At 55.6% G+C, this 14082-nt stretch carries 12 protein-coding genes; 11 read left to right on the top strand and 1 reads right to left on the bottom strand.

Annotation, left to right across the window (positions count from 1 at the left end; translation table 11 throughout):
• The first annotated feature begins 67 nt into the window (after positions 1–67).
• Positions 68–1960: a phosphomethylpyrimidine synthase ThiC gene (gene thiC / locus AACY09_RS07190; RefSeq protein ID WP_339486927.1), complete on the top strand. Its 1893-nt coding sequence runs from the start codon at positions 68–70 to the stop codon at positions 1958–1960.
• Positions 1961–2048: 88 nt separating this feature from the next.
• Entirely contained in the window at positions 2049–3338 is a 1290-nt protein-coding gene (gene cytX / locus AACY09_RS07185) for a putative hydroxymethylpyrimidine transporter CytX (protein ID WP_339486926.1), read from the top strand.
• Here the strand turns inward: cytX and AACY09_RS07180 are convergent.
• Entirely contained in the window at positions 3307–4047 is a 741-nt protein-coding gene (locus tag AACY09_RS07180; RefSeq protein ID WP_339486925.1) for an RsiV family protein, read from the bottom strand. The genes cytX and AACY09_RS07180 overlap by 32 nt on opposite strands.
• Positions 4048–4263: 216 nt before the next feature.
• Here AACY09_RS07180 and AACY09_RS07175 point away from each other — a divergent pair, with 216 nt between their 5' ends.
• From AACY09_RS07175 to AACY09_RS07135, 9 genes are all read left to right on the top strand, one after another.
• Positions 4264–4881 carry an NUDIX domain-containing protein gene (locus AACY09_RS07175; protein WP_339486924.1) on the top strand — a complete coding sequence of 206 codons (618 nt, stop codon included), beginning with the start codon at positions 4264–4266 and terminating at the stop codon, positions 4879–4881.
• The gene (locus AACY09_RS07170; RefSeq protein ID WP_339486923.1) at positions 4872–5324 is read left to right on the top strand and encodes a DUF1249 domain-containing protein; all 453 of its coding nucleotides are present in this window, start codon (positions 4872–4874) and stop codon (positions 5322–5324) included. Before AACY09_RS07175 ends, AACY09_RS07170 begins: the two co-directional genes overlap by 10 nt.
• 439 nt (positions 5325–5763) lie before the next feature.
• Positions 5764–6579 (top strand): 3',5'-cyclic-AMP phosphodiesterase, encoded by an 816-nt coding sequence (gene cpdA / locus AACY09_RS07165; RefSeq protein ID WP_339486922.1) that lies wholly within the window; start codon positions 5764–5766, stop codon positions 6577–6579.
• 94 nt (positions 6580–6673) lie between these two features.
• Complete coding sequence (locus AACY09_RS07160) at positions 6674–7282, top strand: YqiA/YcfP family alpha/beta fold hydrolase (protein ID WP_339486920.1); 609 nt, start codon at positions 6674–6676, stop codon at positions 7280–7282.
• Positions 7283–7384: 102 nt separating this feature from the next.
• Positions 7385–9274 (top strand): DNA topoisomerase IV subunit B, encoded by a 1890-nt coding sequence (gene parE / locus AACY09_RS07155; RefSeq protein ID WP_339486919.1) that lies wholly within the window; start codon positions 7385–7387, stop codon positions 9272–9274.
• Positions 9271–10272, top strand: coding sequence for a DNA topoisomerase IV (locus tag AACY09_RS07150; protein ID WP_339486918.1), 1002 nt, complete (start codon positions 9271–9273; stop codon positions 10270–10272). The genes parE and AACY09_RS07150 overlap by 4 nt, the downstream gene beginning before the upstream one ends.
• Entirely contained in the window at positions 10269–10793 is a 525-nt protein-coding gene (locus AACY09_RS07145; protein ID WP_339486917.1) for a retropepsin-like aspartic protease family protein, read from the top strand. The genes AACY09_RS07150 and AACY09_RS07145 overlap by 4 nt, the downstream gene beginning before the upstream one ends.
• Positions 10794–10800: 7 nt before the next feature.
• Complete coding sequence (gene parC, locus AACY09_RS07140) at positions 10801–13050, top strand: DNA topoisomerase IV subunit A (protein ID WP_339486916.1); 2250 nt, start codon at positions 10801–10803, stop codon at positions 13048–13050.
• 291 nt (positions 13051–13341) lie between these two features.
• Entirely contained in the window at positions 13342–14046 is a 705-nt protein-coding gene (locus tag AACY09_RS07135; protein WP_339486915.1) for a PqiC family protein, read from the top strand.
• Positions 14047–14082 lie beyond the last annotated feature (36 nt).

Here is a 14082-nt window from a genome sequence, read left to right as displayed (position 1 = left end):
GGTGCGCCCGCGCCAGCATTCTCTCGTTCAAGTTCGCTCCGACAACTATCTCAGGAGAGAGCCGTCGATGAGCGTACAAAAACAAAATAGCCTTAAGAACCTCAGTGAGTCCGCCCAGGTTGACTTGCAATCTGTTCAGCCGTTTACCCGTTCGCAGAAGGTCTACGTAGAAGGTTCACGCCCTGATATTCGCGTGCCAATGCGTGAGATCAGCCTGGACGTTACCCCCACCGATTTTGGGGGTGAAGTGAACGCCCCGGTACTGGTCTACGACACATCTGGCCCCTACACCGACCCGCAGGTGCAGATCGATGTGCGCAAGGGCTTGGCTGACGTACGCTCGGCGTGGATCGCGGACCGTGACGATACAGAACAGCTTGAGGGTTTGAGTTCACATTTCGGCCAAGTACGGCTGGCCGACGAAGAACTGAGCAAGATGCGCTTTGCCCATGTGCGCAATCCGCGGCGGGCCAAGGCCGGTCATAACGTCAGCCAGATGCATTACGCCCGTCAGGGCATCATCACGCCTGAAATGGAATACGTGGCGATTCGCGAGAATCTCAAGCTGCAAGAGGCCCGCGCTGCAGGTTTGCTCAAAGACCAACACCCGGGGCAAAGTTTTGGTGCATCAATCCCGCAACAAATTACCGCTGAGTTTGTGCGTGATGAAGTGGCACGCGGCCGGGCGATTATTCCGGCCAATATTAACCACACTGAACTTGAACCCATGATTATTGGCCGTAATTTTCTGGTGAAAATTAACGGCAACATTGGCAACTCGGCGCTGGGGTCATCGATCGAGGAAGAAGTGGCCAAGCTGACGTGGGGTATTCGCTGGGGCTCGGACACGGTTATGGACTTGTCGACCGGCAAGCACATCCACGAAACCCGCGAGTGGATTATCCGCAACTCGCCAGTGCCAATCGGTACTGTACCGATCTATCAAGCGCTGGAAAAAGTTAACGGGGTTGCCGAGGACCTGACCTGGGAGTTGTTTCGCGACACCTTGATCGAGCAAGCCGAGCAGGGTGTTGATTACTTCACTATTCATGCTGGTGTGTTGCTGCGTTATGTACCGCTGACCGCCAAGCGCGTGACCGGCATTGTTTCGCGCGGTGGCTCGATCATGGCCAAGTGGTGCCTGGCACACCACCAGGAAAACTTCCTGTACACCCACTTTGACGAAATCTGCGAAATCATGAAGGCCTATGACGTCAGCTTCTCACTGGGTGATGGCTTGCGTCCGGGCTCTATTGCAGACGCCAACGATGCCGCACAGTTCGGTGAGCTGGAAACACTGGGGGAGCTGACCAAAATTGCCTGGAAGCATGATGTGCAGTGCATGATCGAAGGTCCGGGCCATGTGCCGATGCATCTGATAAAAGAGAATATGGACAAGCAACTCGAGTGCTGTGATGAGGCGCCGTTCTACACGCTTGGTCCGCTGACTACGGATATCGCCCCTGGCTATGATCACATCACTTCAGGCATAGGCGCGGCGATGATCGGCTGGTTTGGTTGCGCCATGCTCTGCTACGTCACGCCCAAAGAGCACTTGGGCCTGCCGAATAAGGACGATGTTAAAACTGGCATCATCACCTACAAAATCGCGGCCCACGCGGCTGACTTGGCCAAGGGGCATCCGGGTGCGCAGATCCGTGATAACGCCTTGTCCAAAGCGCGCTTTGAATTCCGTTGGGAAGACCAGTTCAACCTCGGCCTCGACCCAGACACTGCGCGCAGCTACCACGATGAAACCCTGCCGAAGGACTCGGCGAAAGTCGCGCATTTCTGCTCCATGTGCGGGCCTAAGTTCTGCTCAATGAAGATTACTCAGGAAGTGCGTGAGTACGCCAAGGTCAATGGCTTATCGGAAGAAAGCAAAGCGATCGAGGCAGGCTTCAAGGAGCAAGCGCAGCGCTTTAAAGAAGAAGGCTCGGTGATCTACCGACAGGTCTGATTCAGACCCACACTCCAACACCACCATCGCCCGACTCTGATCAGTCGGGCGATGGTGGTTTCAATACTAATTTTTGTGAGTCTTGCGTGTGAATACTCCCAGTACTTATTCACCCCATCACGCGGTACCTGCTGACAAGCGGGTGTTTGGTGCGCGTGACTTGTTTTCGCTGTGGTTCTCGCTTGGTATCGGTTTGATGGTGCTGCAACTCGGTGCGTTACTGGCGCCGGGTTTAGGGATGGCTGGAGCAATGCTAGCTATTGCTTGCGGTACGGCGGTGGGCGTGTTGCTCCTCGGTGCTGTGGCGGTGATTGGTGTCGACACCGGCTTGTCGGCCATGGCCGCGTTAAAGCTCAGTTTGGGTAGTAAAGGCGCGGTGGTGCCGGCCTTGCTCAATATTCTGCAGTTAGTGGGTTGGGGCGCATTTGAAATCATTGTCATGCGTGATGCGGCGAGCCTGCTCTCGGCCCGGGCATTTGGTGAGGACAGCGTGCTGACCCTTGCCGCGTTATGGACTGTGTTTTTCGGTGCAATCGCCACCTTGCTGGCGGTAACCGGTCCCCTGACATTTGTTCGGCGTGTCCTTCGCAAATGGGGCATTTGGCTGTTGCTTGGCGCCTGCATTTGGCTAACCTGGAATTTGTTCGATAAAACCGATTTGGCGGCGCTTTGGGCGCGAGCGGGGGATGGTTCGATGCCGTTCGCCTTAGGCTTTGATATCGCCATCGCCATGCCGTTGTCATGGCTGCCGCTGATTGCCGATTACTCCCGATTCGGTAAGCGCGCCGCGAATGTATTTGGCGGAACTGCGGCCGGCTTCTTTCTTGGTAACTTCTGGCTCATGAGTTTAGGTGTGGCCTACACCTTGGCATTCGCACCAAGCGGTGAGGTCAATGCGTTACTGCTCGCATTGGCAGGTGCTGGGCTGGGGATTCCGTTGCTGCTGATTCTGCTCGATGAGTCGGAGAATGCATTCGCCGATATTCACTCGGCGGCAGTGTCGGCAGGAATCGTGCTCAGCGTCAAAGTTGAGCACCTGGCGTTGGCCATTGGTGGGTTGTGCACGCTGATCGCCCTGTTGGCACCTTTGGCGGAATACCAGAACTTCTTGTTGCTGATCGGTTCAGTGTTCGCACCGTTGTTTGGCGTGGTGCTGGTTGATCACTTTATCCTGCGCAAACGTCAAGCGGCTCTGGCGCCTCAGGTCGGCTTGCGGTGGGACACGCTACTGGCATGGGCATGTGGCGTTGTGGTCTACCATCTGCTGAGCAATTTGCTGCCAGATGTCGGCGCAACCCTGCCAGCCTTGTTGATCGCTGGCGGGCTGCAATGGCTGTTCGGTCGGATTATTGCTCAGCCGGTAAGTACTCCGGCTTGAGAATGGCGCGCAGTTGCGAATAGGGGATGGTCAGCGACACATGGCCGCTGGAGTATGGCGCCAGGGTATAAACGTCATACTTCAGCAGTACCGACTTCTTGAGCAAGGCGATGTTAGCCGTGCGAGTGAAAGGCCAGTTTTTTAGATACTCTGGATCTTGATCGAGCTTATTAGCTTTCAGCCAGCGCTGATGGGCTTGCTCTGCTGCCTGCCAAAAGGTGTCTTCAGTGCCCGGTTTAAGCATGTCGCGCAAGGTCAGCGCTTTGTGCAGGTCACGGTCGTAATTGATAAAGCCGCGTCCTGGCATGCCATGGGCGCCGCCTGTCGCTAAGTAACTGGAAAGCTCAATGATCACGAGTTGGTCATGTTGCTCACGCAATTTGGCTTGAAGATAGGTTTTCCAGCCTGAATCGGCGCGCGCCAGAAAATCCTTTTCATAGGCCTGCAATGAAGCCGGCAATGGCGAGTCCGGTGCGTCGGTGGTCATGCGCAGCAGTGCATGCTCAATCAGCGCAGTTAGCTGAGGCTCTTCGGCGAAGCTCAGGGTGTCTATGTTGACTAGAGGGCAAGGCTCACCGGTGCAGCCCGGCGTTACGTGCTCCCAGGCGCTACGTTGAGCCACCAAGGGTTTGTCGCCAGGCATCATGCTCTGGCAGGCGCTGAGAAAGAGGCTAATACCGATGATTGCGAGCTTTTTGGTCAGAGACATGTAATCCATCGTTTGGCTGAAGGCTGTTAAGGGTTGCAGGCTTCGACTCCAGCTTGGCGCTTGAGTTCGAGCCCTTGGAACCCAATCTATGCTGCATGATCCCAGTTGCACCTGCACCCGTAAATTCCTGTGGCCACTAATGTAAAGAGGCTGCGTTGTGCGAGTTGCAGGGGTAGGATGCGTGAAAGTCAGGTTAACAGACTGAGTGAGGATTCAATGCCAGACACTTTTAAACCGGGGCCGAATGCGGTCGAAATCGTAGAGCGTGAAGCCTGTTTTCGAGGTTTTTACAGCCTTGATCGCTTGCATTTGCGTCATCAACAGTTCTCCGGTGAAATGGGTCCGTTGCTCAATCGAGAGGTTTTCCTGCGTCACGATGCCGTCTGCGTGCTGCCTTATGATCCGCAACGTGATGTGGTGGTGCTGATCGAGCAATTCAGGGTTGGCGCTATGCATAAAAGTGCCAATCCCTGGTTGCTGGAGTTGGTCGCTGGTCTGATAGATAAAGACGAAGAACCGGAAGAAGTGGCACACCGTGAGGCGATGGAGGAAGCGGGTCTGAAATTGGCGGCGTTGTGGCCGGTCACTCAGTACTATCCTTCACCGGGAGGCTCTAACGAGCGCGTGCATTTGTTCGTAGGTCGTTGTGACAGTGATGGGGTTGGTGGGGTTTTTGGCCTTGCCGAAGAAGGTGAAGATATCCAAGTGCATGTATGGCCCTTGGAAGATGCATTGGATGCGGTCAAAGATGGGCGCATTGATAACGCCGCAAGCATTATTGCTCTGCAATGGCTGGCGCTTAACCGCGCCGAGGTTAGGGGGTTATGGCAGTAAATTTGATACGTGATCGTTACCGCGTTGACTTGGTCGAGTTGCAGACGGCTTGCGAGGCGAATTATGCGCGATTAATGCGCTTACTCCCGGCCATGCGCGAAGAAGCCAGCGCACGCCGCGTGGCGGTTAGCCAAGGGGAAAAACTGCTCGGTGTGCTGGCGTTGGATGTGCTTGAAAACTGCCCGTACACCTCGACCATTCGTGTGCGGCAAGAACACAGCCTGCCCTGGCTGCCAGTGCCAGCGCTGGAAGTGCGTGTCTATCACGATGCACGCATGGCTGAGGTGGTTGGCGCTGAAAGTGCGCGACGCTTTCGTGGCGTTTATCCTTACCCGAATGCGGACATGCATCAGCCCGATGAGAAGACCCAGCTCAATCTATTTCTCGGAGAATGGCTAAGCCATTGCTTGGCCTGCGGCCATGAAACCGAGCCGCAAATCTAAGGCTGATTCTGGCCTGCCGCTCTACCGACTGAACCTTCACTGCCAATCTTGATCAGCTAACTGGCGTAATCTGACTCATCCAGAGTCTGTAACAGCGTCACGAGCGCAGGGATGGTAAGGCAAGCCTTTAACAGGTTAGAAGGCACCGGGGTCGCGTTCGACTTTAGGTGTTCCTAATGAGCATTTTCGCCTGTTTGCAGCGCCATATTGTCGAGCGCAGTAGTTTTTACATAGTCTGGTGTGGGCAGACCTGATGCTTTATTACGGATGATGGTTTTGATTGGGTGAGTCGTACATAAGGGGCGGGATGGCTCTTTGCTTTTAAGGTCGAGGATTTCAAGCACTTGTGCGTAGGATCTGTGAACCAGACCGCGCAAATCGAGTTTCGCCTCGTTGTGCAAGCCGCCATAATCAAACCATTCCGCTCAAGGAGACGGCCTTGCCGAGCGCGCAAAATTATCCTGCTGACTCATCGGTACTGTTGGTTCAGTTATCGGATAGTCATCTATTTGCTGAAGAAAACGGCAAATTATTAGGCATGGACACTCAAGACAGCTTGCAGCGAGTAGTTGAGCGGGTTCTCGACGAGCAGCCGCAAATTGACCTGGTGCTGGCCAGTGGTGACCTGTCGCAAGATGGCAGCGAAGCCTCCTACACGCGTTTCCGGCAGATGACGTCGGTCATTCGTGCGCCTATGCGCTGGTTTCCCGGTAATCACGATGAGCTTCCTGCCATGCAGGCCGCCTGTGTTGGCACTAATTTGCTCGATACTGTGATTGATGTGGGTAATTGGCGGGTGATTTTGCTTGATTCGGCCATTCCTGGCGCGGTGCCGGGGTTTCTCGGTGACCGTCAACTGGCGCTGCTTGAACGCGCACTGAGTGAGGCGCCTGAGCGTCACCACCTGATTTGCATGCACCATCACCCGGTACCGATTGGTAGTCGCTGGATGGACCCGATTGGCTTGCGAAATCCAGATGCCCTATTTGCGATTGTGGCGCGCTTTGCCCAGGTCCGCGCCATGCTTTGGGGGCACATTCACCAAGAGTTCGACCAGGTGCGCAATACGGTGCGACTCTTGGCTTCGCCCTCGACCTGCGTGCAGTTTGCGCCCGGCAGTGAGGAGTTTCAGGTTGATACCAGTGCGCCCGGTTATCGCTGGTTGCGCTTGTTTGCGGACGGGCGGATTGAAACCGGAGTATCGCGCGTGACGGGCATCGATTTCGAAGTCGATTACAGCGTTAAGGGCTACTGATCGATACGCGAGGCCAAGAACCTGCATGGTTTGCTGCAAACACCATGAAACAGGCGCTTGCAGCTAGTGGTCGTGACCTAGTAGCCTCCTTCCCATGACTGAAACTATCCTTTATTTGCATGGACTTAACAGTTCGCCCGACTCGCTCAAGGCCAGTCAGTTGCGCCGTGTCATGACCCAGATGGGACTGGCCGAACAATTACGCGTGCCGGCATTGCATCATCACCCGCGACAAGCCGTCATGCAGATGGAAGCGGAAATTGAAGCATTGGGCCGGCCGCTGCTAGTCGGCAGTTCACTGGGCGGCTACTATGCGACGCATCTGGCGGAGCGCCATGGCTTGAAAGCCCTGTTGATAAACCCGGCCGTTCGGCCCCATGCCCTGTTTGACGGTTACCTGGGGCCACAAAAGAATTTTTACAGCGATGAGACGTGGGATCTGACAGCCGATCACGTCAGCGCACTGGCGGAGTTGGATGTGACGCCGTCGCAAGATCCAGCGCGTTATCAGGTATGGTTACAAACCGCCGATGAAACCTTGGATTATCGTCATGCACAGGCCTTGTATCGCGGGTGTGCGCTGCGAATTCAAGCGGGTGGCGACCATGGGTTTCAAGGCTTTGCCCAACGCTTGCCGATGTTATTTGCTTTTGCCGGTATTGCGCCCGACTTGTGGCACGATATCGACTTTTCTGCGCTTTGAATGACTCACATTGCACTGCGTCGCTGTCGCTGATCAAATTCACCAGCGCAATAAGCGGTTTTGTGAGTGCCTCGATTAACTGAATGAAGATTAAGAGACCCTATGGCCAGTTATAACGCCGATGCCATCGAAGTCCTTTCCGGTCTTGACCCGGTGCGCAAGCGCCCGGGCATGTACACCGATACCAGCCGCCCTAATCACTTGGCTCAGGAAGTCATCGACAACTCGGTCGACGAAGCACTGGCCGGGCATGCCAGCAGCATACAAGTGATTCTGCATGAGGATAACTCCCTGGAAGTGACCGATGACGGTCGCGGCATGCCAGTGGATATCCACCCTGAAGAGGGTGTTCCCGGGGTCGAACTGATTTTCACCAAGCTCCACGCCGGCGGTAAGTTTTCCAACAAAAACTACCAGTTCTCCGGCGGTTTGCACGGTGTGGGTATTTCGGTGGTAAACGCCTTGTCGACCCTGGTCGAAGTGCGGGTTAAGCGCGACGGAAATGAACACCGCATGACCTTCGAGAATGGCTTTAAGGCCAGTGAACTTGAAGTGGTCAACACCGTTGGCAAGCGCAACACCGGGACCAGTGTGCACTTCTGGCCAGATGCCAAGTATTTTGACTCGCACAAATTCTCGATCAGCCGTCTCAAGCACGTGCTCAAGGCGAAAGCCGTGCTGTGTCCGGGGTTAAGCGTCAGCTTTGAAGATAAAGCCAGCGGCGAACGGATTGAGTGGCTATTTGAAGATGGTCTGCGTTCCTATTTGGTTGATGCCGTAAGCGAATACCCCCGCCTACCGGATGAGCCATTCTGTGGCAGCCTGGCGGGCAATAAAGAAGCCGTCGACTGGGCACTGCTGTGGCTGCCTGAAGGCGGGGAGAGCGTTCAAGAAAGCTACGTCAACCTGATCCCGACTGCGCAGGGTGGTACTCACGTCAATGGTTTGCGCCAGGGCTTGCTGGATGCCATGCGTGAGTTCTGCGAGTTTCGTAATTTGTTGCCGCGCGGCGTCAAACTGGCGCCTGAAGATATTTGGGAGCGAATCGCCTTCGTCCTGTCGATGAAGATGCAAGACGCCCAGTTCAGCGGGCAAACCAAAGAGCGCTTGTCTTCACGTGAAGCCGCCGCCTTTGTTTCAGGGGTGGTTAAAGATGCCTTCAGTCTGTGGCTAAACGCTCACCCTGAGTTTGGCCAGCAGTTGGCTGAATTGGCAATCAGTAACGCCAATCGCCGGCTCAAGGCGGGGAAAAAGGTTGAGCGCAAGAAAATTACGCAAGGCCCTGCGTTGCCGGGCAAGTTGGCCGATTGTGCGGGTCAGGACCCAATGCGTTCCGAGCTGTTTCTGGTCGAGGGTGATTCTGCTGGCGGTTCTGCCAAGCAAGCGCGCGATAAAGAGTTCCAGGCAATCATGCCGTTACGCGGCAAGATCCTGAATACCTGGGAAGTGGATGGCAGTGAAGTGCTGGCCTCGCAAGAAGTGCACGACATTGCCGTGGCCATTGGTATTGATCCGGGCTCCAGCGATTTGACCCAGCTGCGCTACGGCAAGATATGCATCCTTGCCGACGCCGACTCGGACGGTCTGCACATTGCAACCTTGCTTTGCGCACTGTTCGTCCAGCATTTCCGTGCCTTGGTTGATGCCGGACACATTTTCGTCGCCATGCCACCCTTGTATCGAATTGACTTGGGAAAAGAGATTTTCTACGCCCTCGACGATGCAGAACGTGACGGTATTCTCGACCGTTTGGTTGCAGAAAAGCGCCGTGGCAAGCCGCAGGTGACTCGATTCAAAGGCCTTGGTGAGATGAATCCACCGCAGCTGCGTGAAACCACCATGGACCCCAATACCCGGCGTCTGGTGCAGTTGACGCTGGAAGATTACCCGGCCACCCAAGAAATGATGGACATGCTGCTGGCAAAAAAACGCGCAAGCGACCGTAAGGCGTGGCTTGAATCTAAAGGCAATCTGGCTGAGGTGTTGCTTTGAGGCAAACGCTTTATGCCCTGCTGTTGCTGAGTGTTGCGCCAATTTTAGCAGCGAATCCGTTGGCTGTTAGTCAGCCGGTTGAGTCGCTCAAGATAGTCAGTGAACACCCGATTGATGGCATGCCTGCGGGCAATCTGTCCGGGTTTGCATGGTGTGGTGATGCGCTGTGGGCGGTGTCCGACCGAGATGATGGGCGCATTTACCGTCTGGCTGGCGGCGAAGGCGCCTGGCAAGCTGAGCCCGAATTATTCAGCGCACCGCCTGCCCCCGAATCTGGCTTGCCATGGGGAATTCGTGCGCGGGCGTGGGCGACCGGTCTGGTGCGCGGTGGCACACTCGATTTTGAAGGTGTCAGCTGCGACGCCATGGGCAATCGCTATCTGGTGAGCGAGGCCAAGGCTGCCGTGTTGATGCTGCCGGTTGCTGCGGACCCCGAGTGGCTGCGCCTGCCGGAATCGCTGGTACGTCAGGCCCGCGGCAGCGGCATGTTGCTGCACTCCAATGCATTGCTTGAAGGTGTCGCGATCGATCCCGAGGGTAATCGCATATGGCTGGCCGCTGAGCGTGAGCGTCGTGGCTTACTGGTGCTGCATAAGAAGCGTTCGGTGTGGGAATGCACCGGCGGTTGTGTCTTGATCAGCGAAAGCGGTAAAAGCGCTGGGCCGGAGCAGCTTGGTAGCAAGCCACAGCCCAAAGACTTCTCCGATCTGAGCTATTACGCAGAAAAACTGTTCACCCTCGAGCGGCAGGATCACCGTATCTGCCGGCGCACACTGAGTAATGGCGAGGTTGAGCGTTGCTGGTCATTTGCTGATGAGGTGTTGACTGAGGCACGGCGTTATCCAAGTGCATATGGCCGCGTCGAAGCCCTGCAAATTGATGAGCGCGGCGCATGGTTGGGGGTCGACAACGGCGGCCTTATCCGCGCAGATGGCGAGGCGCGCCCGGTCGTTTGGCGTATTGCAGCGCCGAAAGGTGGATGGGAGGCGAAAAAGTGAGCGCCCAGCCTGCTGGAAAACGCGCAGGGCGAGTGATGTTAATCCTGGCATGGGGCGCAGGCTTGTTCCTGGCTACGCATTTTTTTGGCAAGCTTGAAGACCAGCAGCGCAATCCGAATAGCACGCCTCAGTCGATTCATACCAATGATTATGTCGAGGTGCGCCTGGCCAGCAGTCGGCAAGGACACTATTACGCGACCGGGCAAATAAACGGTCAGAACGTTGAGTTCTTGCTGGATACCGGGGCCACGGATGTCGCGGTACCCGCTGAGCTTGCCCGGCAATTAGGGTTGCAGGCCGGTGCAGCTGTCACAGTGAGAACCGCCAATGGCCAGTCAATTGGCCATAGAACGCGGCTTAAATACCTTAAATTAGGCGACATCGTGCTGGAAGATGTCGCTGCTCTGATTGCACCCGGCATGGCCGGTGATGAAGTATTGTTGGGCATGAGTGCCCTGAAGAAACTTGAATTTACCCAGCGCGACGGCACGTTGTTGCTGCGCCAATCCACCTTGCAATGAGGCACGCATGAGCGATTCTCTCGATTTGAGTCTGGACGGCGTTGAGCGTCGGTCCCTTGCCGATTTTACCGAGCAGGCTTACCTCAACTATTCCATGTACGTCATCATGGACCGTGCATTGCCACATATCGGCGATGGTTTGAAGCCTGTTCAGCGGCGCATTATCTACGCCATGAGCGAACTGGGGCTGGACGCGGACTCCAAGCACAAGAAATCTGCGCGTACTGTCGGTGACGTGCTCGGTAAGTTTCACCCCCACGGTGATTCTGCCTGTTACGAGGCCATGGTGCTCATGGCGCAGCCGTTTAGCTATCGCTATACCCTGGTGGATGGTCAGGGCAACTGGGGTGCGCCGGATGATCCAAAGTCCTTCGCGGCCATGCGTTACACCGAGGCGCGCTTGTCGCGTTATTCCGAAGTTTTGCTCACCGAGTTGGGCCAGGGCACCGTTGATTGGGTGCCAAACTTCGACGGCACCATGAACGAGCCGGCAACCCTGCCTGCACGTCTGCCGAACTTGCTGCTCAATGGCACCACCGGTATTGCTGTGGGTATGGCGACCGATGTGCCGCCGCATAACCTGCGTGAAGTGGCTGCAGCCTGTGTGCGCTTGATCGACGAGCCCAATGCTACGGTCGAGCAGCTCTGTGAGCATGTATTGGGCCCGGATTACCCAACCGAAGCTGAAATCATCACGCCGCGCTCTGATTTGCTGAAAATCTATGAAACCGGCCGTGGCTCAGTGCGTATGCGAGCGGTATATCGAGTGGAAGATGGTGATATCGTCGTCACTTCACTGCCACATCAAGTCTCAGGTTCCAAAGTACTGGAGCAGATTGCCGGGCAAATGCAGGCCAAGAAGCTGCCGATGGTGGCTGACCTGCGTGATGAATCTGACCATGAAAACCCATGCCGGATCGTGATTATCCCGCGTTCAAACCGGGTTGATGCAGCTGAGTTGATGCAGCACTTGTTTGCCACCACGGAGCTTGAATCGAGCTACCGGGTCAACACCAACGTCATCGGTTTGGACGGCAAGCCACAGGTTAAGAACCTGCGACAAATGCTGCGTGAATGGTTGGAATACCGGGTCAATACCGTGCGCCGCCGTTTGCAGTTCCGATTGGACAAGGTTGAGCGGCGCTTACACCTGTTGGAAGGTTTGCTGGTTGCCTTCCTCAATCTGGATGAAGTCATCCATATCATTCGCACCGAAGAACAGCCCAAAGCGGTGCTGATTGAGCGCTTTGAGCTGACAGATATTCAGGCCGATTACATTCTCGATACGCGCTTGCGTCAGTTGGCGCGTCTGGAAGAGATGAAAATCCGGGGTGAGCAGGACGAATTAGCCAAAGAGCGCGAAAAGCTGCTCAAGCTGCTAGGCAGCGAAGCACGCCTGAAGAAGCTGGTGCGTGACGAAATCATTAAAGACGCTGAAACCTACGGCGATGATCGTCGTTCGCCGATAGTCGCCCGTGCTGAGGCCAAGGCACTGTCCGAGAACGAACTCATGTCTGCAGAGCCCGTCACCGTGGTGGTCTCGGAGAAGGGCTGGGTACGTTGTGGTAAGGGCCATGATCTGGATGCGACAGGCTTATCCTATAAGGCCGGTGATGGCTTTAAAGCCATGGCGCCGGGACGTTCCAATCAATTTGCCGTGTTTATCGACTCAACTGGGCGAAGTTACTCATTACCCGCGCACTCGCTGCCCTCAGCTCGGGGGCAGGGTGAGCCATTGACCGGGCGCTTGACGCCGCCGCCAGGGGCGACCTTCGAGTGCGTAATGCTGCCGGACGATGACGCCCTGTATGTGATTGCCTCTGATGCAGGTTATGGCTTTGTGGTTAAAGGTGAAGACCTGCAAGCCAAGAACAAGGCTGGCAAGGCCCTCCTGAGCCTGCCCAATGGTGCCAAAGTGATACCACCTAAGCCATTGGTCAGTCGTGAAGACGATTGGCTGGCAGCGGTAACGACCGAAGGCCGCCTATTGCTGTTTAAAGTGGCTGACTTGCCACAACTCGGTAAAGGTAAAGGCAATAAAATAATCGGCATACCGGGTGATCGAGTGGCGTCACGCGAAGAGTACGTCACGGACCTGGCAGTTCTTCCAGTTGGGTCGACGCTGGTGTTACAGGCTGGCAAGCGCACACTGTCGCTCAAAGCGGATGACCTCGAGCATTACAAAGGTGAGCGTGGGCGGCGCGGCAACAAGCTGCCACGGGGCTTTCAGCGGGTTGACAGTTTACTGGTTGAGTAGCTGGGTAACACCTGAAATACTCACTGGTAGATCAATGCTGGAGTCTGGCGTGGGTTTCTAGGATGATATAGCCGCTGGCTGATGCTGGCGGCTTTGATTTTTTAAGCCGCATTTCTGGTGTGAAGCGCATCAGAAAAGGCTCGGGTTAGCCCCAGTCTTATAGTTAATATTTGGCTGTCAGCTGAGTTTTTCTCAGGGTTTTAACTCGCTGAAAATGAATGTTATCGCCTAAAACCACTTACGAATTCTATGGATATATAGACCGGTCGAATGACTGGCTGGATGATATTGATGACTGCAATGCGACTCCCTCTGATTCTGTTGGTAGCTCTACTCGGGTTAGCTGGCTGCGCACGTTACCAGCCTGTGCCCTTGTATCAGCTCGACAGTGGTGACGCGAAGGTGCCATCTGCTCAAGATGGTTTGGCGGTGTTGTTGGGCCCGGTATCGATTGCCGATTATTTGCAGCGTGAAGCCTTGTTGCAACGCCAGGCCGATGGCAGCCTGATAGCCTCCAGAGACGCGCGCTGGGCCGGTAGCTTGGCCGCAGATATTGACCAACAACTGCTCCTGCAGCTGTCTTCTCAGCTGAACAGTCAGCGTTTGGCCCTTGCGCCCGCTGCGCCCGGCTTTGCTCCGCAGATTCAAATTCTGATGTCGATAGCTCGACTTGATTCGGGGCCTGAGCGTCCGGCAGTGCTGGAAGCGCAGTGGCGCTTGATGAACAAGAATGGTCAACTGCTGGACGGTAAACTGGTGCGCTTGGAGCAAGCCCATGGCGGCTCGATTGCGGATCAGGTACATGCCCAGAGTAACTTGATGCGCCAATTGGTCGAGCAAGTCGCGGTGGCCGTTAAAGAGCAAGACGGTGAGCTTCCGGCCATTGCCGAGCAAGCACCTAAGAAAGCGCCTGCTGCAACCCCAAAGAAAGAAGAGACGCCGAAGATTCCCATGGCTCAACCGGTTCGAATCGACTCTGAAGTGTTCCGCTTCTGATTGCAGACTCAGCCAGCCAACAAACCCGCATTTATG

The organism is Pseudomonas sp. EL_65y_Pfl2_R95, from assembly GCF_963971045.1.
GTDB lineage: Bacteria > Pseudomonadota > Gammaproteobacteria > Pseudomonadales > Pseudomonadaceae > Aquipseudomonas.
The sequence above is the reverse complement of the archived record's forward strand: the minus strand, read 5'-3'. Positions and strand labels throughout refer to the sequence as shown.